Origin of the sequence: Nocardia sp. CA-290969 (genome assembly GCF_050936135.1) — a bacterium.
Classification (GTDB): Bacteria; Actinomycetota; Actinomycetes; order Mycobacteriales; family Mycobacteriaceae; genus Nocardia.
This window is the reverse complement of sequence record NZ_JBNJNJ010000001.1, coordinates 2,440,579-2,462,974: the sequence shown is the minus strand read 5'-3', so window position 1 is coordinate 2,462,974 and position 22,396 is coordinate 2,440,579. Positions and strand designations below refer to the sequence as shown.

The following is a 22,396-nucleotide window of genomic DNA, read 5'->3' as shown; positions in this document are numbered from 1 at the left end:
CGGTCAATGCGTCGCCGAGCGGACTTCCTCGGCCAGCTCGTCGTCGAGCCCGACACGCACCAGCGCCGCGGCCAGCTCGGCGGCATGACTCTCCGGTGTCAGGCCGGCCAGCTTCCCGGGGTCGGCGGGCAGGTCGACCCGTTCGGCGCCGCGCACGGCACGCTGATCGAAGTGCGGGCGCACCCACGGCCACACATCCTGGACTTCACGCAGGAAGATATCGCTGCCGGTCGGACCGATACCGGTGAACTGCTGGAGCAGCTCGCCGGCGCGGTCGACGTCGTGATCGGCAACGGCGGCGAGCTTGCGCAGGTCACCGTCGTATTTGTCGAGTGTCGTCCCGGCGATCTCACCGAGCTGGGACGCCGTGCGTTCGTCGTAGCGGCGGTAATGGCCGCGGCCGAGCGCGTCGACCAGTTCCTGCCAGTCGGCGTCGGCGACGTTGCGCGCGGTGCGGAAACCGCTGTGCACGAGTTCCGCTGTCGCGGAGATGGCGATATCGGCCGAAATCCGGGCGCTGAGCAGTTCGGACAGCATTAGCAGCTGGAACAACGGCGCGGGCTTGTCGTCGAGCTTGATCCCCGCTTCGGCGGCGTAGGTGGTACCCGCCCGGTCGAGCAGTGCGTGCACGGTATCTCGCTGGCTCATGACGCCTCCTTCCGCCGACGCGGGTACCCGCCGGTCGGCGATCCACACCTCGCGTGGACGGGGCCGGGCGCCGGGTGCATGTGCCGCCCCGCCGAACCCGGTCCCGTATGCCGGTATCGCACTCGGTTCAGCCGACCGCGACGCCGGCCTTCTCCGCCCTGGCGGACTCGCGGGCGAGCAACCGCGCCCGCTGCTCCTCGAACTTCAGGACGTCCTTTTCCAGCTTGGCGAGATATTCGCCCAGCTCTTCACGGCTGCGCTCGCCGCGCGCGGTGAAATCGGTACGTTCGAAGACATTCCAGATCCGCAAGACCGGCATGAGCACCTCGTCGAGATGCTGGCGCAGATCGTAGATACCGTGCTTGACCATCAGCACACCGTTGCGCCGCCAGTTGGGCATCCCCTTCCCGGGCATCGCGAAATCCGTCACGATCTTGGTGACGGATTCCATCGCCTGGTCCGGGGCGAGATCGAACGCCGCCGCGGCCAGGTTGCGGTAGAAGATCATATGCAGGTTCTCGTCGGTCGCGATGCGTTTGAGCATGCGGTCGGCGATGGGGTCCTCGCAGACCTTTCCGGTGCAGCGGTGGCTGATCCGGGTGGCCAGCTCCTGGAACGTCACGTAGGCGACCTGGTCGAGCATGCCGTGGAAGTATTCGGGCGCGTGCACACCGCGGGTCATATGCACCATGCGGTCGTTCTCCAGCGCCACCGGATCGACCCCGCGGGTAACGACCAGATAGTCGCGCATGGCGATGGCGTGCCGGTTCTCCTCCGCCGTCCACCGGCCCACCCAGGTGCCCCAGGCGCCGTCCCGGGAGAAATGCTCACTGATCGTCCGGTGATAGGAAGGCAGATTGTCCTCGGTGAGCAGGTTCGTGATCATCGCGACCTTGGCGACCTCCGACAGCCGGGACTGCTCGGGATCCCAGTCGACACCGCCCATGGCGGCGAAGTTGCGGCCCTCGTCCCACGGCACATAGTCGTGCGGGTTCCAGTCCTTGGCCGTGGACAGGTGGCGGTCCAGATTCTCGGCGACCACCGGTTCCAGCTCGACCAGCAATTCGTACTGCGTGATATCGCGTCCCATGCAGATCCTCTCGGCTCGTCCTCGGAAAACGATCCGGAACCCGCACGAGTCGCGGCCGGCCCGATACCACCGCATACCGCGCTCGACGTTCCCGGATCGGGGTCGAACACACACTCCCGCGCGGCGATATCCCCGCAGTCCGCGCAGGTCCTGCTGACAGCTGCCTAGCCGGTGCAGACGATACCCGTCCACCGGCGAACCGTTCGCCTCGCCGGGTCGGGGGAATCGGACGATGTCCGGATGCCCGCGTCGGGTGGCGACCGGTCATCCGAAGGGTAACAACTCCCCGCCCGGACACAGCCGGACCGAAACCAGGACGCCGACCAGGTAGTTCACCGACCGGGCAGCGGCGCCCTCGTCCGGCGTCCCGGCTGCGGCGCCCGCAATCCCGGCACACTCACAGCCCGACTCCGAGAAATCGGGTCCCAGGCTGTCCGCAGGCTGCGGCGCGCCGGCATTGCCGGGGATGGTAGCGGGCCGGCGTACCGGCCACCGAGACGGCAGCCCACCGGGGCGGCTCCGGCCGGGTAGAACGGACCCCGTCCTTCACCAGCCCGGCCGAGCAGCGGAGATATCGCCAGGATGCATATCGGAATCTCGTCGCCCATCGTCGTCACCCATCCGGCGCTGTGCGCCGAATGGGAACGCGGTGCGGGTATCAGTGAGCTCGCGCAGATCGCCGAAACCGCCGACCGGCTGGGTTTCGACCATCTCACCTGCAGTGAGCACGTCGCGGTCCCGGTCGATATCGCCGCCGAACGCGGCGGCACCTACTGGGATCCGCTGGCCACGCTCGGTTTCCTCGCCGCCCGCACCACCAGGATCCGGCTCGCCACCCAGGTGCTGGTGCTCGGCTACCACCATCCCCTCGAGATCGCCAAACGCTACGGCACGCTCGACGTCGTCAGCGGCGGGCGGCTGGTGCTGGGTCTCGGGGTCGGCAGCCTGCGCGCGGAGTTCGACCTGCTCGGTGCGTCCTTCGACGATCGCGGGGCCCGCGCCGATGACGCGCTCGCCGCCCTCCGGGCCGCTCTGTCCCGGGAGCGGCCCGAGTATCACGGCCGGTACCACGACTTCCAGGATCTGCTGGTGCAACCGCATGCGGTGCAGCCGCGGGTTCCGCTGTGGATCGGTGGGCGCACCCGGCGCTCGCTGCGACGGGCGATCGAATTCGGCGACGGCTGGGTCCCGTTCGCGCTCTCGCTCACCGACCTGACCGCGATGCTCACCGCGGTGGAACTCCCCGACGGCTTCGACCTGGTGCTCAGCACCGGCCGCCCACTCGACCCGCTCGGCGACCGGGACCGGACGGCCCGTGCCCTCGACCGGCTGCGTGCCGCGGGCACCACCATCGCGAGTGTCGCGTTGACCGCCACCGGCGCCGACTCCTATTGCGAGCAGCTCGCCGCTCTCCGCACCCTGGGCGCGGAACTCGGCTGTACGTTCCGTGCGAGCTGACCGAACCCGCCGGTGCCCCGACAGTCTCGCTCAGTGGTAGTGACCGCGGACCGCCGGCGCGGTCCGTGAGATGTTGCTGCCCGACAGGCACCGTGCGGAGAAGGGCGGCCACCATGACGACACCCGTACCGGATATCCAGGCGCAGCTCGACGCCATCATCCGGCGGCTCACCGGGCCGGGCGGGCGGTTCGAGATCGTGCCCGAGAACGTCCTGGGCTCCGTCCTGCCGGTGCTGCGCCACCGCGGCCGCACCGTCGGCGAACTGGTCGCCGCCTCGCGGACGTGGGGTGAGCGCGACTATCTGGTCACCACCGACCGCCGCATCTCGTTCGCCGAGCATCACGATGCGGTGGCGGCGCTGGCGGTGGCGCTGCGCGAGAACTACGGGGTGCGCCCGGGCGACCGCGTGGCGATCCTCGCCGCCAACAGCCCCGAATGGGTGATGGCGTTCTGGGCCGCCCAGTGCCTCGGAGCGATCGCCGTCGGGCTGAACAGCTGGTGGGTGCCTCGTGAAATCGGCTACGGGTTACGGCACTGCCGCCCCACGGTCGTCATCGCCGACGCGAAACGCGCCCGGCTGCTCGACGAACTCGATACCGCCGGCCGCACCGTGCTCACGACGACCGACCTGCCACGCCTGATCGCCGAACACGCCGGCGCCGAACTCCCCCGGCCCGAGGTCGAGGAGGACGATCCGGCGGTCATCCTCTACACCAGCGGCACCAGCGGACGCCCCAAAGGCGCCCTGCATTCGCAACGCAACCTGCTCGCCGTCGCCGACTACCACCGGTTCACCGACGCCTTCACCGCCGCACTGAGCGGTCGCGAATACTCCGATTCGGAGCCCAGCCCGCTGCGCTACCTGCTCACCTCACCGCTGTTCCATATTGCGAGCCTGCACAATCTGGTCGTCCCACGGCTGGCCACGGGCAGTGCGGTGATCATGAACGAGGGCGCTTTCGATGTCGGCACCGTGCTCGGGCTGATCGAAGGCGAACGGGTCACCAACTGGGGCGCCGTGCCGACCATGGCCGCCCGGCTGCTCGAACACGAGGGCACCGACGCCTACGATCTGTCCTCGCTCACCGCTTTCGCTCTGGCCTCGGCGCCCTCCTCGATCGCGTTCAAGGACCGGCTGCGCGAACGGTTCCCGTTCGCCCGCAACGCGCTGGTCGACAGCTACGGTCTCACCGAATGCAGTACCGCGATCGCGGTCGCCACCGCCGCCGACCTCGAACAGGCGCCGGGAACGCTCGGGCGTCCGATCCTGCTGGTGGACCTCGAGATCCGGGATCCGTCCGCTGCGCGGGTCCCGGACGGTACGGAGGGCGAGGTATGTGTCCGCAGCCCGTATGTGATGCTCGGCTACTGGGACGACGAAGCCGCCACCGCCGCGGCACTCACCCCGGACCGCTGGTTGCGCACCGGCGATTTCGGTGTGCTCGAAGGGGGACGACTGCGGTTGAGCGGGCGCCGTTCGGATCTGATCCTGCGTGGCGGGGAGAACGTCTACCCCACCGAGATCGAGGACTGTCTCGACGAACATCCGGACGTCACCGAATGCGCCGTCCTGGGTGTTCCGCACGCGGATCTCGGCCAGGAGGTGGCGGCCGTGGTGGTGGTCGCTCCCGGTGCGCACCTCACCGCCGAACAGCTCACCGAGTATGCGCGAGAACGGCTGTCGTATTTCAAGGTGCCGGCCCGCTGGCGGATCACCACCGAGCCGCTGCCCCGGAATGCGACCGGAAAACTCGCCCGCCGCGAGATCACCCTCTGATCCGCCGGACAACCGGCTTCCTACAAGGAAGGTCCCCGACAGTGATCGACTCGAACCGATACGGCCCCTGGGCTGTGATCGCCGGCGGCTCCGAGGGCGTGGGCGCGGCCTTCGCCGACCAGCTCGGCGCCGCCGGGATCAACCTGGTACTCATCGCGCGCAAACCCGGCCCCCTCGAAGAAACCGCCGCGAAAGTACGCGCCGCCGGTGTCGAGGTCCGAACCCTCACCCTCGATCTGCTCGCCGGCGATGCCGTGGACCGAATCCGCGCGGCCACCGCGGATCTCGAGGTGGGACTGCTGATCTTCAACGCCGGCGCCAACACCTACGGCCACGATTTCGTCACCGGCGACCTCACCGCGTTCCGCGGTGTGATCACCCTGAACATCGACCGCCAGCTCGAACTCACCCACCATTTCGGTGCCCTCATGAAACAGCGCGGCCGCGGCGGGATCGTGCTGCTCGGCTCCCTGGCCGGCTACCTCGGCACCGAACAGCAGAGCGTCTACTCCGCCGCCAAGGCGTTCAGCCGGATCTTCGCCGAGGGCCTGTGGTTCGAACTGCGGGAACACGGTGTGCACGTCCTCGAATTGGTCCTCGGCGTCACGCGCACCCCGGCCATGCAGCGCGCCGGCCTGAACATGGACATCCCCGGCATGCTCGTCGCCGAACCCGCCGACGTCGCCCGCGAGGGACTCGACCATCTCGCCGACGGCCCGGTCCGGGTGGCGGGCGGCAACTACGCCGACGCCCAGAAACGCAGCGGCTTCCCGCGCGACCGTCTCGTCGCCGGCGCCGCCCGGGTCATGCGAAAACTGATGAACCGCAGTTGATCCCGGCCGGCCCGTAGTTCGTATTGCGGCGCCTCCACGGCCCTGCCGTATCACCGCACGAATGGATATGCGCAATTGTCGTGTATCGCCACCAATTCCGCCGAGGGCCGAAAATCCCGGGATAGCCTGGCGGCGCAAGAAGTTTCCGACCAGAAAGAAACAATCATGCGCGCATTTTCCGGAATTCTCGCTTCCGCCGCTATTGCCGGCACGCTGGCATTGGCGGCGGCGCCCGCCCAGGCCGCCCCGACACCCGGTAACTCCGGCACCGCGCCCGGGGTCACCGATTCCGGCCTGCTGCCCAGCACCGGGTCGGGCATCATCGATGCCGGAACCGGAGTCCTCGAAACCAGTCTGGACATCATGACCGACCTGGTCTCGAGCCTGTCCGGCGGCATGGGATCCTGATCGGTGTCCCGCCTCGCGGGACAGTGAGCTCCGGCTCCGAGCCGGACCGGGCGCGGCCCATTCCACGCGCCCGGTCCGGCTCGGAGCCGGCAACTCCGGGTCCGGCAGTGCGCCCCCGCTGCCGGCCCGGAGCATCCGCGGAATTACCGCGCAAAACCCTTTCGAGCGCCCTGTGGACAATTCACATATCCCACTTTCCGGCGCATAATTCACACTGGTTCCGGTAACCGGACCGGCCGCGCCGAATGGTGGGAAATATCGTTGCGGCCGATATTCGAGGAAGGCTCGGACAATGATGGAACTCGGTCGCCTCGCCGCCGCGGCGGTACTCGTCTGCGGCACATGGTTCGCCCTCGCACCCGCCCAGGCCCAGGAATCCACGACGACCATCGAGCCGACGACCGGCACGCAGGCACCGCCGAGCACGGCACCGGACACCACCCGCACGACTCCCGCACCCGATTCGGCGGATTCCCGGGTCTCGGTGCTGACGCTGGCCGCGGTCGCCCGATCCGGCAAACCCGAGTTCCGCACCACCACTCTGCTGTGCGCGCCCACACAGGGCGGTACCCATCCGGAGCCGGTGGACGCCTGCGCCGAATTGACCGAGGCGGGTGGGGATTTCGCGAAGCTCACCGCTGAGCACGGAGCCTGCCCGATGGTCTACGAACCGGTTTCGCTGCTGGTGATCGGTTTATGGGACAGCCGCCCCGTCACCTACCAGCACGATTTCGGTAACTGGTGCATGCTGGCGAATGCCGCCGAGTACGTCTACAAGTTCTGACCGCGTGGCGCCCGGACGCGCCGCCGCGGCTCCGGGCGCCACGACCTCATTCGGTTCGCGGCGATTTCGACCGTGCCCGGCGGCGCGGCGCGGGCCACGCCGACGGGCCCAGGCCGTGTTGCATCAGCGGGAGAATCGCCGCACGCACGAAGGCGCGGGCCGATTCGGCGTCGGCGAAATCCGCTCCGGCCGTGGGCGTCAGCATCAGTGAATGCGCGAACCGGGCGACGAGTTCGGCCACCGGCCGGGTGCCGTACCGGTCGATCTCCCCGCGCTCCTGCGCGGCGTCGAGAATGCTCACGATGAATTTGATGCCCGCCGCTACGAGCTCTTCACCGCGGACGGTGTAGAAACTCAGCGCCTCCTCCGGCGCCACCTCGATCAACTGCGTGACCAGCGGATGGGTACGGGTGAGCCGCAGGATGTAGAGAACCGTTTCCTCGATCTGCGCCTCGACCCCCGGCGTGGTGGTGGCGATCGCCGTGGCTTCGGCCAGTACCCGCTGGATCTCGCGGGCGAGTACGGCGTCGACGAGGTTGTCCTTGCCGGCGAAGCGCCGGTAGATGGTGACCCGGTTGACTCCGGAGCGGCGCGCGATGTCATCCAGGCTGCTCCGCCGGATTCCCACCTGCAGGATGCGCTGCAGGGCCGCGTCCAGGATCCTTTCGTCGATTTCGTCGTACGCGCGCAACATGTATCGAAAATACATCCCCTGTTTCATCGGGTCAAAGGCTTGTAATGACCCGTGTCCGAAAACGACGAACCCGATATTGATGCATTGTTACATTCCGGCTATTGTAGACGACCAGTAAGCCAACCCACCCCTCGTTGGCGCCCTGCTCGATACCTACGCCATGCGCGTCCCGATCCGCCACCGTTACCGCACCCCAGCCGGTCCGGGGGCCGATCCATCCGGCCGCTGTCCCGACGCGGCCGGCCAGCGGAATGGAGCCGATATGACCGTCAGCGCCGACGTTCGCCGCCCCGGCGACCGCGACCCGCGGCCGGGCGCGCCCGGGGAGGCCCGGGCACCGGGTGGGCGGGCGAATCACCCGGACCTCCCGGATTGCCGGGCCTCGGTCCTCCAGGCGTGCACCCGGATCCTCACCGGCGACACCGCGGACCGGGAGCCCGCACCGGCGGTTCCCGAACTCGCCCGGCTGCACGAATCGGCCGCCGACTGGGTCCGGCGCGGCGGCACCGCCGAGGCGTTCCACCGTGTCGTGCGCACTGCGGTCGACGAATCCTTCGCCGCTGTCCTCGCCGGTGCGCCCGCAGATTCGGCCGGGGAACTGCTGCCCGCCCTCCGCCGGTTCGTACACGCCCACGAAGCCGTGGCTCGCGCGGTCTCCACCGGGCTCACCCGGCCGCTGTCCACCGGATCGGACAGTCCCGTACCGGCTCTGCGGTCACTCGCCGCCGCCGTGGCCGACGGCCGCACCGAGGCATTACCGCCCGGTGCCCGGATCGGCACCACATACACGGTTCTCGCCCTCGCGTTCGATCAGTCCACCGGACGCCGCTGCGCCGCATCCGATGCGGCACCGCCGGATCCGGAGGCACCCGGCGCTCTGCACCGGATGCGCCCGGTCCTGCTCCGCGACCCGTCGATCCTGCCCGCACTCGGCGTACACGGCGGCACACTGCTCGTACCCGCCGAATCCGCCGCCGACCCCGCCGACCTGGTCGCCGAGCTCGCCGCGGCAGCCGAGGTCCCGGTCCTCGCGACAGCGGTCACGGCGCAGCGCACGGGAATCACCGGCGCCGCCGATACCGCCCACGAACTCCTCGATCTCGCCCAGCGGTTGCAGTACGACCCCGGTCTCTACCGGTTCCGTGATCTGGCCCTCGAATACCAGCTCACCCGTCCGGGACCCGCCCGGGCCCGGCTGGCCGAACGGGTCGCGCCGCTCTACGACCATCCCGAGCTCCTGGACACCCTGTTGCTCTATATCCGCAACCGGCTGCGCCGACAGGTCACCGCGCACATCCTCGAATTGCACCGCAATACCGTCGACTACCGGTTGCGGCGGATCCAGGAACTCACCGGATGCGACCCGGTGCAGCAAACCGGGCTGTGGTGCCTGCAGTCCGCGCTCGTCGCCCACGATTACGAATGCGGCCGCGCCGTGCACCCCTCGGCCGGATCCGGCGCGCCGCCGCGCGCCGCCTGCGCGTGCGCGACCCGGCCACCCGCCGCAGACCCGGTGCGGGAAGACAGCCCGGAACCCAGGTGATCGCGAATGGCTTTTCAGGACACGGTATTTCCCTCCCGCACCACATCGAGCACGCTCGCCGCCGACCGGCACAGCCCCGAGGCCGCGCAACTCGGCGGCACGGCCGAGGCGCTGGCTGCCACACTGCTGTCGGGACGCAGCGCGGCCATGGCTGCGCGGGCTGCCGGGATCGTGGTGGCCGACTCGTATCACGTTCTGGCCGTGGATATCGCGGTTTCCGCGGCGGTCGGCGAACACCACGGACCCGGGTCGGACCGACCGGGAACGGATATCGCCGGCCTGATCGACCCGGGCGCGCTGGCGCACCGGACCGCGCACGGCACCACCGTCCTCCTGCCCGCCGGCACCGGCCGGGTCGTGGACACCCTCACCGACCTGATGGCCCCGGCGGTGGGCGCGCCGGTGTCGGCTGTGGTCGCGGAGGCGGCGCCGGCCGATATCCCGCAGGCGGCCGAACAGGTCTGGGAGGTCATGGATGTGGTCCGTCGGCTGCACCTCCCGGCCGGGGTCTACCGGTTCGACGATCTCGCCCTCGAATATCAGCTCACCCGGCCCGGACCGGGACGCGACCAGCTCGGATCGCTCCTGGACCCCCTCGACGGACACCCGGAGCTGACCCGCACGCTGCGCACCCATATCGCCAACAACCTCAATCGGCAGCGGACCGCCCGCACCCTGCATATTCACCCCAACACAGTGGATTACCGGCTCAAACGCATCGGCGAACTCACCGGCCTGGACGCCAATGAAGCACCGGGGCTGTGGTATCTGCGCTCCGCACTGGTCGTCCGGGGGTACGCGGAGGCCGAATAAATCCCCCGGGCGGAGCCACGTCCCGCCCGTGTCACCGCGTGCGCCCACCGGTCGCCGCCGGTCAGAAGCCGGGACAGGCCGCACCCCCGGGGGTGACAACGCCCCTCCCGGGCCACGCACCGACGTGCGCTCGCCCTCGGAGGCCACACCGGCTCGCGGGCCGGGTACCGTCGCCGGACCGAACCCGGCGGTGATATCGGTTCACAGGCCGAACGACCGGGGCCGATTCGCCCTCGGCGACTACACCGGCTCCGGCCGGGTACCGGGTAGCCCTCGTCCTCCGCGACTACACCGGCTCCGGGCCGGGTATCGGGGCGGCCTCGTCATCGGGGAGGGCTGCGGCGCGCCGGGCCCGGCGTTTGTCGTTGAATCGGGTGAACTGGACGGCCAGTTCGAACAGGACCGTGAGGGATCCTGCGAGCACCAACATCGACAGCGGGTCCTGCGGCGTGACCACGGCCGCGAAAACGAAGAGCCCGAAGATGATTCCGCGGCGCCACGCGGCCAGGCGCTGATAGTCCAGCACCCCGATCAGGTTCAGTCCGACGATGAGCAGCGGGGTTTCGAAACTCACCCCGAAGATCACCAGCAGCTGGATCACGAACCCGAAGTATTCGGCACCGCTCAATGCCGTGATCTGCGCATTGTCACCGATGGCGAGCAGGAACCCCAGGGCGTGCGCCACCACCACGTACGCCAGCACCGCGCCGCAGGCGAACAGTGCGCTGCCCACAACGACGAAACCCACGGTATATCTGCGCTCCGCGGTCCGCAGCGCGGGCGTGATGAACGCCCACAGCTGGTACAGCCATACCGGCGCCGCCAGCACGACCCCCGCGGTGAGCCCGACCTTCAGCCGCAGCACGAACTGTTCGAACGGGCCGGTCGCGAGCAGCCGGCAACTCCCGTCGGGGGTGATGGCCGCACGCACATGCGGCGGCAGTGAGCAGTACGGTCCGCGCACCATCTCGCCGAGGCTCGGCAGCCCGAACACCGTATGCCCGTACCAGTAGAAGCCGAGCACGGTGGTGACGGCGATGACCGCCAGCGATGTCAGCAGCCGGCTGCGCAGTTCGCGCAGGTGCTCGACCAGCGGCATGGTGCCGTCCGGATCGGTCCGCCGCCGGCCGCGACGGATACCCGCCAAAATTCCCATAACCTCGCCTCGGATCGTGCTGTCTCGATAAGGGCCCCACGCGCACCAGCGGGGGTGTCACCGGATCCGATTCCGGTAACACCCCCGCCCGGCCTGTCTCCGGAAGCGTCAGGCGCGCACGGAATCCCGAAGTACGGGTTTCGCCTCCGATACCTGTCCGGGTTTCTCGGGCGCGGGCAGCTGCCGCACCGTCGCGGTGCCCGGATCGGTCGAATCGGTTTTCGCCGGTTCGTGCATCTCTTGTACTTCGGTCTTGAATATCCGCATCGAACGGCCCAGGCTGCGGGCGGCGTCCGGCAACCGTTTGGCGCCGAAGAACAAGGCGAATACCAGGACAACTATCAGCCAGTGTGTGGGACTCAACGAACCCATGGCTACCTCCAGTCGTTGTCGAAGGGTGATCCGGCCGCCCGGCAAGGGGACCAGGGCCGGCCGGATCCGAACCGAAATGGAACGGATTACCGCTTGAAATCCAGCAGGTTGGGCAGACCGGCCGCGTACCGCTTGGCGTCGAGCCTCCGGGCCCCTTCGAACTCCTTCAGGGTCGGGTGCGGCAGAATTACTGCCTTCTCCGCATCCGAGCCGGCCGCGTCGAGGATGGCGTTCGCCGCGTGCCGTCCGCCCTCGCAGGCACCTTCCATCGTCGCGAGGTCGACCTCGGTCTGCAGATAGTCGCCGGCCAGGAACAGGTTCGGAATCTTGGTGGGTCCGGTGGGACGATTTTCCCAGGAGCTCTTGGTGTTGATCATCAAGTAGTCCTCGTTGGTCCCCTTGCCCGCGGCCGGGTCGTACCGGTATCCCGGATCGAGGAACCACGAGTGCAGCTGCCGGTCCGTGAGATCGGGGACCAGCGGCTCGCCCTGGGCCGCCTTCGTGACCTGATGCCAGACCTCCTCGGCGATTTCCTCCGGGCTGCATTCCATGGCGGGCTTGCGCACGACGTGGCCGGGCACCTCCCAGTCCGAGATGCACAGCGACAGGCAGTCTTTGGCATTGCCGTCGCCGTAGGTGTCGGCGAAATTCGTGGTCCAGAACTGGCCCTGCTGGATACCGGTGAGGCGCCAGGGCGAGTCGATCCAGCCGACGTGGCCCCGGAAGAACCGGTGATCGGTATTCAGGTAGAACTGGATACCGTTCATCCAGTCCACCTCGAGCTTCTTGATCCGCTCCAGATCCGGATCCAGCTCCAGGATCTCCGGGCTCAGGTACTGCGGCACCTGCTCCGGGGCGAAGGCGAGCACGAACCAGTCGGACTCGATATCGGTGTCACCGGATGCGGTGGTCGCCTTCGCCGCCCTGATCTTCCCGTCGGCGACTTCCAGCGATGTGATTTCCGTACCCAGCTCGAACTTGACACCCTGGCTCTGCAGATAGGCCAGCCACGGGTTGAACCACCGCTCGTTGGTCGGCCCGTTCAGGACCTGGTCCGGGAACCGGCCGTCGGTGCGGTGCAGGATGGCGGCCAGGAATCCCTCGGCCTGGTTGCAGATCGTCCGGGCGCTGGCCTTCTCCTCCTTGGCCGCCACCAGGGCGCGAGTGACGGTGGAGATGAGCAGGTTGTAGGTGGGGTTCGAGCCGTCCATCAGGACGAAGTCCTTGAAGGAGGTGTGCTCCCACTGGCCGAGCCGGCGCTCGTCACTACTGGTGAAGAAGACGAGCAGCGACCGGAGCAGCACGACGAGATCGGGGATCGGCAGCTTCGGCAGCCAGATCATGCCGCCGAGCAGTGTCCGGAGGATCTTCTCCGGGTTCGCCGCCAGCCCGATCGCGTCGAAATCCAGCGCGAACGGAATGGTGATGTCGGGCGCTGACTGCGCACCCGTCGCGGTGAGCGCCTCGACGAGATTGTCCTGCACCCCGCGTGCGTTGCCCTCGAAGGGGATTCGGCTCATCGTATCGGGGATGGCCTGGTAATAGCCGGGGAAGAATCGGAAGCCGTGCTCGCCCGGCAGTGGTTTGCGGCCGCCGGCCACCGGCAGCGGTGTATCGATACTGCGGGCTTTACCACCCCACGCACGTCGTTCGTACACGGTGACTTCGAACCCGCGCTCGACGAGTTCGTGCGCGGCGGTCAGACCGGCGATACCGCCGCCCAGAACGGCAACTTTCTTCTGGGCGGGAGCAGCCTGGGCATTGGTGATGCCCACCAGCCCGCTGCCGGCGGCTGCGGCGGCGGCCGCGGCGATCGAACCGGCCGCAGCACCTTTCACGAAACTACGGCGGGAGACTTCGGATTCGGCCATTGGATCACGTCCTTTTTGGCATCAGGCTTCCGATCAGGTGGGCAACAACGTATCCAGATTTGATACATGGGGTCAACGGAAGTTTCGCTCTTGATGTGATGTCACAGACAGCGACACCTATTTCCGCTACCGCCTACCAAGGGGTTACCCAAATCCACACGGAGAGCATGGAATATAAATATCAGGACCGCCACCCACCGGCGACGGTCCCGGTGCGAACCGGGTCGGATATACGGCGACGCGACAACCGAGAAGCTGGATCAATCGGAGTGGCGGCGGAATCTCGCTCGGCGGCCCCGATCGGTGCCTGTTCCATTATTTCGAAACCGCCGAGCGAGAAAAGGCACCCGCCGCGCGTTACGGTGCCCGGCACAGACGGTACCGTACGGCACTGCACCACAGGTGCTTTCGGTACGTCATCGGAGAATCGCCTATCGGATTCCCGAACCGCCCTGGCACGTTCACAACAACGAAAGCGGCGGCGGCCCGGGATCACTCCCGGACCGCCGCCGCGGTGTGAAAGCGGTTGTCACCGGCCCGAATTACTGGGCCCGAACCGAACCGGAACCCGCGCGAATGCTACCCCGGCAGGCACCACGGACCGGCCGAAATGGTCGACGCGATGCAGGACAGCACCGAAGAACCGGCGCTGACCGCACCGGATCCCGTGGCACTCAGCGACGACAACGGATCGGCGACCACCGCCGGCTCCGCGACGGGCGCCGCGGGCCCGAGTGCAATACCCGGAGCCGCCTGCGCCGGTACCGCACCGAATACCAGGCCACCGAAAATCGCTCCGGCTGCACCCACTTTTGCCATAGCACGCATAAATCACTCAACCTTTCGCGCGGCTATCCGATAAGACAACGAAATCGTATCGCGGATATTTTCCGATCCCGAATTGTTTGTGACCGTATATAGTGCGGCCGAATCGCTTTCTGCACTTTCGATCCCCCGAACCGAAACTATTCGGTTCCGCCGGCGGCAGGAACCGATCAGCTCACCGCGGTCCCACCCGAGCCTTCGCGGTAAGCCTGTTCCGCAGCCAGGACCGAGACCACGTAGGCCACGGAATTGTTGTAGCGCAGGATCGCCCGTTCACGCTGCTCTCGGTGCGCGAGCTCGGTGCCACCGTCGCAGAGATATCGGCCCGCGGCCAGGGCGGCGTCGAAAATATTCTGCGGATCCGTGACGCCGTCGCCGTTGCCGTCCGAGGCGTAGTACTGCCAGGTTTCCGGGATGAATTGCATCGGGCCCACCGCACGATCGTGGGTCGTCGTACCGTCGAGTACGCCGTCGTCGGTATCGGTGATGATTTCGTTTCCGTCCAGGGTCCCGTCCAATACCGGACCGTAGATCGGTTCCACCGGATTTCCGGCGTCGTCGGCCGGCGCACCGAAGGCATGACCCGATTCGATGCGGCCGATTCCGGCGAGCAGGGTCCACGGCAGGCCGCAGGCAGGACTCTCCGCGCCGAGTACCTCGGCACTGTGCTGATACGCGGCCACCGCCACCGCCGGGATATCCCCGGCCACCGGCACCGAAACCGCCACCACAGGCGGCGGTGGTGGTGGCGGCGGGGCCGGTTTCGCTTCTTTCAACGGTACGAAGGCAGGAGAGGAGATGCGCGGCACGGCGACCGGATTCTCGTCCACGCCCTTCACCCCGCGCGCGAGATCGTCCTCCGGCACAGCGGTCACTTCATCGGATGGGTTCGCCACGGCAAAGACTCCGGTGGGCAGCAGACTGCCGAGTGTCACCACCGAGAGCCGGGGTACCGCCCGCCGCTGCCGCCGGCGATGCCGGCCCGTCACCCGAACCCCCGGACCGATTCGCCGATCACCACCGAATTCGATCCGGTGAGCGTCCACTGGAACGCTTCCTGGGCCCGGCGGCCGCGCGCGGCGGCCCGGTCCGCGCCACCGGGTAATCGGATCAGCACCGACCGAACCAGGTTCACCGGTAGTCGCAGCAGCGGGTACCACGGCGGCATATACGCCGGAATGCCGAGCCGGCGCATCGCCTTGGGGCCCAGCAGGGCGCCGGCGATGGAGAGGTGCTGGGCGCGGGCGATCCGCCCGCGTAGTGCCGGGAAGTTCCGATAGTGCCAGTTCAGCGGGTCGTCGGCCATCGGTATCGCCAACTGCGGTGTCGTCTCGTCCGGATCGGTGATGGCGGACAGGGTGTGGTAGAGCACCCGGACGGCACCGCGGAAATCGGTGGGCAGGAAACTGTCCTGCACACCGATCAGCCATCCCACATAGCGCACCAGGTGGGCGGCGTCGTCCAGGTCCCGCCGCGGCGGGATGATGCCCAGCGGGATCGAGCCCACCAGCGGTGCGATCAATGCCCCCACCAGCGTCGCGGCCATATCCGTCTGATTGACCGGCAGCCCCCACTCCGTCCCGCGCCAGTCGGGCATGGCCGCGACCCGGCGCCGCACCATCGCGTGGATCAGGCGGACCTGAATCGTCGACCGGTAGCCCGGGCCACCGGGCTGTAATCCGTTCTCCGCGGTGACGTTCAATGCCCACTGCGCCGTTTCGGCGAACCGTTTGGCGGGGCCCTTCTCCAGCGCACCGGTGCGCAACAGGGTCTTGTTGAATCCGGAGGCCAGGTAGCCACCGAGGAACGAGACATCACGCGCGACGTAGACCCCGTCGGCCCCGCCCAACCGGTACACGCGCGCACCCCGGTGCAACCGGTCGCGTTCCAGCCACGCCGGCGGGGATTCCACTTCGACGAAGAAATCCCGCAGCGGGGCGGGCGCACCGCGCATTTCGGCGATTCCCTGCGCCAGCGCCTGCTCGAACAGCGGCCAGGTGACGTCGAGCCCGTAGCGGTACATCCAGTCGACCACGGCATCCATCGGCGGATCACCGATCGTCAGGGCCTCGCCGAGTTCCTTCCATCGCGCCGGGGTCGGATCTCCGACGCCGAGCAACGCGGCGAGCACGCGCATGGCCGGTAGCTTGCGGGGTAGTTCGGGATGCCGGACGGGAACGATCACAGTCATATTCGGTCCTTCGGACGGTCGACGAGCACGAGAAATCTGCGGCACGGTCACGTGCGTTACTGCCCGCGCGCCAGCGCATCCCGGAACAGCGGCCACGACCGGTGCAGGTCGTGTTCCCAGTACCCCCAGGAATGCGTCCCGTTCGGCCGCAGGTCGAAAACAGCGGGAATTCCCAGTTCGTTCAGCCGATCGCGCAGCGTATGCGCGCAATGGTTGGTGACCGCCTCGAGCAGGCCGCCCACCACCGCCTGATCCACGAGTTTGCCGATATCGCCACCGATACCCGATCCCTGCAGGGTTTCCAGCGGTCCCGGCAGACCGGTCCCGGTCGAGACGTACAGGGTGATACCGCGTAACTCCTCGGCGTGCAGATAGGGATCGTTGGCCGTCCACGCCGGGCTCGGCCACGGCCCCCACATATTGGTCGCGTCCCCGCCCCAGCGGCCGACGACCGACCGGACCATCATCCGCCCCATCGGATCCGAGGTACGGACACAACCGCTGTAGGAACCGAGGGCCACGTAGCGGCCGGGAGCGGCCAGAGCCAGCTGGAACACCGAGGTCGCCGCCATGGAGATTCCCGCCACCGCGTTCACGCCCGTCCCGTTGAACGCCTCGTCGATCAGGGGCGGCAGCTCCTGGGTCAGAAATGTCGTCCACTGTTGCCGGCCGAGTACCGGATCGTCGTGCTGCCAATCGGTGAAGTAACTGCCCGAACCGCCCAGCGGTATCACGACATTCACCTGTTCGCCGGCGAACAACTCCCGGATATCGGTTTTCTGGTGCCAGCTGCTTGCGCCGTGCCCACCGGCGGCCCCGTTCAGCAGATACAACGCCGGTGCCGCGGCGGCGGTATCCCGGGCGCGCAGCACCTTGACCGCCAGGACGGTATCCATGGCCGCCGAGTACACCTGCACGTCGAGAACTCCGTCGGGGTCCGGCGCGATGCCGACGATCCGGGACTCCCCCGCCGGCCCGGCGGCCGCCTGCGGACCCCCCGAACCCGGCGCGGCGCCGACGAAGAGCACGATCGGTACGAGCAGAGCCGCGAGGCACCGCCCGACCGTGCGCAGACAGCATGCGATACCGGGTGCCGAACGCCACCGCCTTCGGCCCGCCGGCCGGACCGCACCGCGGGTGGAGCCCGGTTCGGTGGGCGCGGATTGTCTCGAATCCGGTGCATACCGGGTCATTTGTCACTCCTTCGGGACGAACGGTCCGTATCGGGCCCTGTTGCGACACCCATATCGAGTGCCAGGGTTGCTGTGTGCGACCAGATTTCGGACCAGGGCCGCACCGGTCCAGCGCAGTGCGCCACGGTGACGAACCGGCTGATGCCGGGGAAACCGAGCGGATCGTCGGCCGCTGCCACCGTTGCCGCGGTCCGGAAGTGGCCGCACAGTGCGGCCCGGCCCCGTGCCGAACCGACGTAGAGAACGCTGCCGGTGCTGTCGGGCGGCCGGCCGAACGAGATGTAGCCGCGATTGGGACTGTAGACCGGCGGCAGCTGCGCGCCCGCGAGGTATTCGAGCCCCGAGGCCTGCCAATACGTATCGGTGACGATCACCGTGCGGTCACGGATATTCGCCGGCAGATCGCGGTAGGCCCGCAGCACCGTCGCCGTCAGCACCGGCCAGCCGCTCGTCCCGGACATCCGCAGCCGCGTGTACACCTGCGCGGCCGAATCGCTGGGCCGGTCCGCCGATTCCAGCGGCAACACCAGCACCGCGGCGACCGCGAGCGCCGCGGCCAGGACGCCGGAGCCCACCGCGACCCCACGGATCCACCGCCCGGACCATGCCGTCAGGGCCACCGCCCCGGCCGCGAGCACGGCCGGCAGCAGCGCCGCCGTGTAGTAGGGCCGGGTCGCGGTGACGACGACGAACAGCAGCGCCACCGCCGCCGCCACCGCGACGAACCGGTACCGGCGCAGCCCGTCGTAGCGCAGGAATCCCACGATCGCCGCGACGACGAGAACCGTTCCGAGCACACCGGCCTGCACGAACTGGTGTCCGGGCAGACCGATCCGCCCGCCGGTCGCCGGCGTCTGCTCCGCGCGGATCACCTCCCCCATCGCCCACTGCGGCCAGCCGTGCCGGGCCTGCCAGACGACACCGGGTAGCGCGCTCAGCGCGGCCACCGGGACCGCCACCCACAACACCCGCTGACGCCACAGCGCACGGGGCCCGGCCAGCGCGATCCCGGCGGCGAGACCGGCCGGTACCACCAGTGCGAGCCATTTGATCTGCAGGCCCAGGGCCGCCACGGCCAGCGCCACCGGGATGAGCCGAGGGTCGCGGGTCCGGGCCCAACGCACCACGAACCACACCACCAGCGCCGAGCAGGTGACCTCGAGCGCGAAGGTGGACAGTGCGGCGGCCTGGGAGAGCGCGAACGGGCAGGTCGCGTAGGCCAGCGCCGCCAGCACCTGGGCGTAGGTACCACCACCGAATTCCCGGGCCAGCACGGCAGTGAGCAACACGGCGGCCACCGCCGCCAGCACGGCCGGCGCGCGCAGGGCCATCAGCGAGCCGGGCGCGGCAAGATCGGCCACCCGGGCGACCAGCGCGACGACCGGCCCCTGATCCACGTATCCCACGGCGAGATTGCGCCCGGCCATCAGGAAATACAGTTCGTCCCCGAAATGGGGGTAGCGATCCGCGCGCAGCAGCCACAACAGTCCCGCCGCACCCGCCAGGACCGATACCGGAACCACCGCGAACGTCGATATCGCGGCATCCCGGTGACGCGCCGCGCCGGTGACCCCGGCCGGTAGCGCACGTCCCGCGGAGACCATCACCGCCGCCCGGGTAATGCCAGGACCACGGCGGCCAAGGCGGCCGCGACGCCGGTGACGATCCACAGCGCGCCGTCGAGTGCGGCGAGGTAGGACTGGGCTACGGCAAGGGAATCGAGCTCCGCACCCGATCCGGCCGGACCGGAAGCCGGCGCAGGGAGGGGCTCAGGTGATCCGTGTCCCGGCCGGGCCAGCAGAACCGCCGGGCCCAGCGCACCGCCCCATTGCTGCAGGGTGGGCACCAGTCCCGACGCCGGACCCGGGTCCGCCGGATCGGCTTCCGACATCAGCAGGCCCGTCAGCGGCGCCGCGAACCAGCCGAGCCCCACCCCCGCCACCGCCAGCGGCAGCACCAGGGCGGGGAGTTCGATCCGGCCCGAACCGGGGTCGAGCAGCACGGCGACGGTCAGCGCGGCGAGCCCGAAGAGCAGCATGCCCGCGGTGAGCGTCGCGTGCCCCCACCGGCGCACCAGGATGGGCGCGGTGAGCGCTCCCGCCACGGCACCGAGTGCGCTGGGTAGCAGCAGCATTCCGGCCTGCCGGGCACTGAACCCGAGCCCGAGCTGGACCGTACTCGACACCGTGACCGGAACTCCGGCGAACAGCGCCGAAAAGCCGACCAGGGCCACGGCGCCGAGGGCGAATTCGCGCCGCGTGAACAACCCAGCGGGGAAGGCCGGAGCGCGCTGCGGACCGCGGCCGCGGTGGACGATCACCGGCAGCAGCACCGCGGCACACCCGGCACCGAGCGCCAGTTCGGTCACCGAGCGCGGTCCGCCTACCGGCATCGCCAGATACAGGAGTGTGCCGACGACCGCGACCACCAGGCCCGCACCGACAGGATCGAAACGCCCACCGGCAGTGGGCTGGTGCCCCGGCAGATACCGCAGGGCCACCGCCACCGCCACCACCGCGAGCACCAGTTCGGCCAGGAAAGCCGAACGCCAGCCGATACCGCCGAGGTCCGCGTCGACGAGGATCCCGCCGAGTACGGGACCTGCGACGGCCACGGCCGCGCCGGTGGCGCTCTGCGCGGTGAACGCCGTCACCCGCCGCCGCGGCCCGTAGGACGCGGTGAGAATCGCCAGGGTCTGTGCCGCCACCAGCGCGGCGCACAGCCCCTGGACGCACCGGCCGGCAATCAATTCCGGTCCGCTGCCGGCCGTGGCGCACCAGCCCGCGGCGACGGCGAACCCCGCCATTCCCGTCAGGTAGGCGCGCCGGCGGCCGAACCGGTCACCGAACTGGGCCCCGGCCAGGAGAAGGCAGCCGAAGGCCAGGCTGTATCCGGAGATCACGAGCACCTGCTGGGGCGCCGGTAGCCGCAGCTCACGGGTGACGGCCGGCAGCGCCGTCGCCAGCATGGTCATATCGAGCACCTGCACCGCCACAGCGAACAGACAGGCCACCAGCGGTCCCGGGACCGGACGCCGGGGTACGCGGGATTCCGTGGCGCCGGAGGCGACCGGGACGATCACGGCACGGCTTCCACGGCGAGGCCGTAATCCCCGGTGGCGCAGACGGTGTCCACGACACGGCGGAACGCGGTCAGGTAGCGGGTAACGGATTCGCGGGCCACCGCGGTATCGGGGAACAGCAGCGTGATCCGGGTGGCGTCCGCGAACCGGTTCACCCAGATATAGACCTCACGCGGACTGATCGGATTGGCGTAGATCCCGCCGTTGACCGCTGTGAACAGAGCGGCACCCGAAATCCGCCGGATATCCAGATACGACAGCATCGGCGTGGAACACCCCGGGGCCGCGGTGATATTCGGATCATCGGCAGCGAGTTCCAGCACCCGGTGCAGCGAGATATCGGACAACTCCCTGGACCGGTCCATCGCCCGCTGTGCGGAACCCACCAGCGAGGCGAAGCTGTCGGCGGCCCCCACCGGGAACGATACGGGGACGAGGTTGGTGTACCAGCCGACCGAGGCCGCTTCCCCGGCCTCGTGCCGGGTGTTGACCGGAGTCAGCCCCAGGTATCGGCTGCGGCCGGCGAGTTCTCGTTCCACACAGGCGGCCGCCGCGAAGATACCCGCGAGGAAACGGCCGCCCTGTTTCGCGCACAATTCGTCGAATTCGACCGCCCGCTCCTCCGGGAGCAGCGTCGCGGTCACCTGCGCACCCCGGGTGTAGCCGCCCCGCTCGGATCCGGTATCCACCGGGAAGCCCGGGATTTCACCGCCGTGCCGGTAGAGGATATTGCGCCATGCGCGCACGCCGGCCGATGCCCGGCCCAGCCCCTCGTTCACCCGCCGGTCCCGGGCACAGTAGGCGATATGGCCGGTCACCGCCGGGAGCACGGGGGCACGGCCGCCGCTTTCCGCGGAATAGATCGTCAGCAGATCCACGAAGGTGAGGGCCTGCGCGACCCCGTCGGTGTGCAGATGGTCGACAGCCGCGTACACCGTGAACGCGTCGGCCCGCTCGATGATGCCGAAGGTGAAACAGTCCCAGTCGAACGGTCCGGGGGTTTCGCGCTGTACATGCGCGCGCACCGCGGCACTCCCGGCGACCTCCCCGTGCCGCACCGGCTGGAATTCGATACTGCGGACGTCGATCCGGTGGCGGGCGAAGGAGCCGTCGGCGCGGCGCACGAACCGGCCGGCGAACGTATCGTGGCGGCGCAGGAAGGCGTTCACGGTGCGGGTCATCGCACGGTGGTCGGGCTTACCGGGCAGGTCGAAGGAGATCATGCACAGCCGGGACGCGCGGAATCCCTTCCCGGTCTCGCGGTGCGCGGCCCGCAGGTAGACCTCCTGCTGATACGACGGCGCAGTGGGGTGGGCGGGCGCCCGTCGCGCCGCTTCCCGCGACTGCGGGGTCGCGGTCCAGGTGGTGAGCACACCGCCTGCGGGATCCCATTCTTCGAAGAAGCCGTAATTGACCACCGAATGCCTCGATTCGTGCCGATCGGGGTGGGTCCGGCACATGCGGAATGCGCCGTCCCCACCCGGGAACCGACGGCCGAGACCGGCCGCCGCGCGGCGTTCGCCGACGCCGGAGCCGCCGAAAAGCCTGTGTTCCCCGGCGAACTCGCCCACGAGTTAACGACACCCCGCACCACCGCGACCACCGGTGGTGGCGATTCTGTGAGCAACTCCAGCGACGTTCGAACTCCTACCTGGAC

The 22,396-nt window shown here is 68.9% G+C and carries 20 protein-coding genes; 7 read left to right on the top strand and 13 right to left on the bottom strand.

Annotated elements, in window-relative coordinates:
- Positions 1-3: 3 nt before the first annotated feature.
- On the bottom strand, positions 4-648 hold the full coding sequence (locus ACQEVO_RS11480) for an endonuclease (protein WP_432911986.1): 645 nt from the start codon (positions 646-648) through the stop codon (positions 4-6).
- 127 nt (positions 649-775) lie between these two features.
- Complete coding sequence (locus ACQEVO_RS11475; protein WP_432911983.1) at positions 776-1,738, bottom strand: acyl-ACP desaturase; 963 nt, start codon at positions 1,736-1,738, stop codon at positions 776-778.
- A gap of 582 nt (positions 1,739-2,320) precedes the next feature.
- On the opposite strand from ACQEVO_RS11475, the gene ACQEVO_RS11470 reads away from it, so the two are divergent.
- The 5 genes from ACQEVO_RS11470 (at position 2,321) to ACQEVO_RS11450 (ending at position 6,999) form a co-directional block, all read left to right on the top strand.
- Positions 2,321-3,196: a TIGR03619 family F420-dependent LLM class oxidoreductase gene (locus ACQEVO_RS11470; protein ID WP_432911981.1), complete on the top strand. Its 876-nt coding sequence runs from the start codon at positions 2,321-2,323 to the stop codon at positions 3,194-3,196.
- A 113-nt stretch (positions 3,197-3,309) separates the two neighbouring features.
- Positions 3,310-4,974: a class I adenylate-forming enzyme family protein gene (locus ACQEVO_RS11465; RefSeq protein ID WP_432911979.1), complete on the top strand. Its 1,665-nt coding sequence runs from the start codon at positions 3,310-3,312 to the stop codon at positions 4,972-4,974.
- Positions 4,975-5,015: 41 nt separating this feature from the next.
- Entirely contained in the window at positions 5,016-5,807 is a 792-nt protein-coding gene (locus ACQEVO_RS11460) for an SDR family NAD(P)-dependent oxidoreductase (RefSeq protein ID WP_432911977.1), read from the top strand.
- 165 nt (positions 5,808-5,972) lie between these two features.
- Positions 5,973-6,215, top strand: a complete 243-nt coding sequence (locus ACQEVO_RS11455; protein WP_432911975.1) for a hypothetical protein — start codon at positions 5,973-5,975, stop codon at positions 6,213-6,215.
- Between the two features lie 292 nt (positions 6,216-6,507).
- A complete protein-coding gene (locus ACQEVO_RS11450; RefSeq protein WP_432911972.1) occupies positions 6,508-6,999 on the top strand; it encodes an SSI family serine proteinase inhibitor in 492 nt (163 codons plus the stop codon).
- Positions 7,000-7,045: 46 nt separating this feature from the next.
- On the opposite strand, the gene ACQEVO_RS11445 is transcribed toward ACQEVO_RS11450, so the two are convergent.
- The gene (locus tag ACQEVO_RS11445; protein WP_432911969.1) at positions 7,046-7,693 is read right to left on the bottom strand and encodes a TetR/AcrR family transcriptional regulator; all 648 of its coding nucleotides are present in this window, start codon (positions 7,691-7,693) and stop codon (positions 7,046-7,048) included.
- A 262-nt stretch (positions 7,694-7,955) separates the two neighbouring features.
- Here ACQEVO_RS11445 and ACQEVO_RS11440 point away from each other — a divergent pair, with 262 nt between their 5' ends.
- Positions 7,956-9,236 carry a PucR family transcriptional regulator gene (locus ACQEVO_RS11440; RefSeq protein WP_432911967.1) on the top strand — a complete coding sequence of 427 codons (1,281 nt, stop codon included), beginning with the start codon at positions 7,956-7,958 and terminating at the stop codon, positions 9,234-9,236.
- Between the two features lie 6 nt (positions 9,237-9,242).
- Positions 9,243-10,049, top strand: a complete 807-nt coding sequence (locus tag ACQEVO_RS11435; RefSeq protein WP_432911965.1) for a PucR family transcriptional regulator — start codon at positions 9,243-9,245, stop codon at positions 10,047-10,049.
- Positions 10,050-10,335: 286 nt separating this feature from the next.
- On the opposite strand, the gene tatC is transcribed toward ACQEVO_RS11435, so the two are convergent.
- The 10 genes from tatC to ACQEVO_RS11385 form a co-directional block, all read right to left on the bottom strand.
- On the bottom strand, positions 10,336-11,205 hold the full coding sequence (gene tatC, locus ACQEVO_RS11430) for a twin-arginine translocase subunit TatC (protein WP_432911962.1): 870 nt from the start codon (positions 11,203-11,205) through the stop codon (positions 10,336-10,338).
- A 108-nt stretch (positions 11,206-11,313) separates the two neighbouring features.
- The gene (tatA, locus tag ACQEVO_RS11425; RefSeq protein ID WP_432911959.1) at positions 11,314-11,577 is read right to left on the bottom strand and encodes a Sec-independent protein translocase subunit TatA; all 264 of its coding nucleotides are present in this window, start codon (positions 11,575-11,577) and stop codon (positions 11,314-11,316) included.
- Positions 11,578-11,663: 86 nt separating this feature from the next.
- A complete protein-coding gene (locus ACQEVO_RS11420; RefSeq protein ID WP_432911957.1) occupies positions 11,664-13,448 on the bottom strand; it encodes a hydroxysqualene dehydroxylase in 1,785 nt (594 codons plus the stop codon).
- Positions 13,449-14,027: 579 nt separating this feature from the next.
- A complete protein-coding gene (locus ACQEVO_RS11415) occupies positions 14,028-14,276 on the bottom strand; it encodes a hypothetical protein (protein ID WP_432911954.1) in 249 nt (82 codons plus the stop codon).
- 167 nt (positions 14,277-14,443) lie between these two features.
- A complete protein-coding gene (locus ACQEVO_RS11410; protein ID WP_432911951.1) occupies positions 14,444-15,208 on the bottom strand; it encodes a lytic transglycosylase domain-containing protein in 765 nt (254 codons plus the stop codon).
- Between the two features lie 50 nt (positions 15,209-15,258).
- On the bottom strand, positions 15,259-16,464 hold the full coding sequence (locus tag ACQEVO_RS11405) for an oxygenase MpaB family protein (protein ID WP_432911948.1): 1,206 nt from the start codon (positions 16,462-16,464) through the stop codon (positions 15,259-15,261).
- 56 nt (positions 16,465-16,520) lie between these two features.
- Positions 16,521-17,657 (bottom strand): alpha/beta hydrolase, encoded by a 1,137-nt coding sequence (locus ACQEVO_RS11400; protein WP_432911945.1) that lies wholly within the window; start codon positions 17,655-17,657, stop codon positions 16,521-16,523.
- Positions 17,654-19,261, bottom strand: a complete 1,608-nt coding sequence (locus ACQEVO_RS11395; RefSeq protein WP_432922582.1) for a glycosyltransferase family 39 protein — start codon at positions 19,259-19,261, stop codon at positions 17,654-17,656. The genes ACQEVO_RS11400 and ACQEVO_RS11395 overlap by 4 nt, the downstream gene beginning before the upstream one ends.
- A complete protein-coding gene (locus ACQEVO_RS11390) occupies positions 19,261-20,739 on the bottom strand; it encodes an MFS transporter (protein ID WP_432911943.1) in 1,479 nt (492 codons plus the stop codon). The genes ACQEVO_RS11395 and ACQEVO_RS11390 overlap by 1 nt, the downstream gene beginning before the upstream one ends.
- Complete coding sequence (locus tag ACQEVO_RS11385; protein ID WP_432911940.1) at positions 20,736-22,310, bottom strand: condensation domain-containing protein; 1,575 nt, start codon at positions 22,308-22,310, stop codon at positions 20,736-20,738. The genes ACQEVO_RS11390 and ACQEVO_RS11385 overlap by 4 nt, the downstream gene beginning before the upstream one ends.
- Positions 22,311-22,396: the final 86 nt, after the last annotated feature.

Excerpts from the sequence above, each read along its gene's own strand:
- ACQEVO_RS11440 (WP_432911967.1), top strand. The coding sequence starts at position 7,956 with ATGACCGTCAGCGCCGACGTTCGCCGCCCCGGCGACCGCGACCCGCGG.
- ACQEVO_RS11455 (WP_432911975.1), top strand. The coding sequence starts at position 5,973 with ATGCGCGCATTTTCCGGAATTCTCGCTTCCGCCGCTATTGCCGGCACG.
- ACQEVO_RS11470 (WP_432911981.1), top strand. The coding sequence starts at position 2,321 with ATGCATATCGGAATCTCGTCGCCCATCGTCGTCACCCATCCGGCGCTG.
- ACQEVO_RS11445 (WP_432911969.1), bottom strand. The coding sequence starts at position 7,693 with ATGTTGCGCGCGTACGACGAAATCGACGAAAGGATCCTGGACGCGGCC.
- tatC (WP_432911962.1), bottom strand. The coding sequence starts at position 11,205 with ATGGGAATTTTGGCGGGTATCCGTCGCGGCCGGCGGCGGACCGATCCG.
- ACQEVO_RS11450 (WP_432911972.1), top strand. The coding sequence starts at position 6,508 with ATGATGGAACTCGGTCGCCTCGCCGCCGCGGCGGTACTCGTCTGCGGC.
- ACQEVO_RS11435 (WP_432911965.1), top strand. The coding sequence starts at position 9,243 with ATGGCTTTTCAGGACACGGTATTTCCCTCCCGCACCACATCGAGCACG.
- ACQEVO_RS11395 (WP_432922582.1), bottom strand. The coding sequence starts at position 19,261 with ATGGTCTCCGCGGGACGTGCGCTACCGGCCGGGGTCACCGGCGCGGCG.
- ACQEVO_RS11405 (WP_432911948.1), bottom strand. The coding sequence starts at position 16,464 with ATGACTGTGATCGTTCCCGTCCGGCATCCCGAACTACCCCGCAAGCTA.
- ACQEVO_RS11415 (WP_432911954.1), bottom strand. The coding sequence starts at position 14,276 with ATGCGTGCTATGGCAAAAGTGGGTGCAGCCGGAGCGATTTTCGGTGGC.
- ACQEVO_RS11480 (WP_432911986.1), bottom strand. The coding sequence starts at position 648 with ATGAGCCAGCGAGATACCGTGCACGCACTGCTCGACCGGGCGGGTACC.
- ACQEVO_RS11400 (WP_432911945.1), bottom strand. The coding sequence starts at position 17,657 with ATGACCCGGTATGCACCGGATTCGAGACAATCCGCGCCCACCGAACCG.
- ACQEVO_RS11465 (WP_432911979.1), top strand. The coding sequence starts at position 3,310 with ATGACGACACCCGTACCGGATATCCAGGCGCAGCTCGACGCCATCATC.
- tatA (WP_432911959.1), bottom strand. The coding sequence starts at position 11,577 with ATGGGTTCGTTGAGTCCCACACACTGGCTGATAGTTGTCCTGGTATTC.
- ACQEVO_RS11420 (WP_432911957.1), bottom strand. The coding sequence starts at position 13,448 with ATGGCCGAATCCGAAGTCTCCCGCCGTAGTTTCGTGAAAGGTGCTGCG.
- ACQEVO_RS11475 (WP_432911983.1), bottom strand. The coding sequence starts at position 1,738 with ATGGGACGCGATATCACGCAGTACGAATTGCTGGTCGAGCTGGAACCG.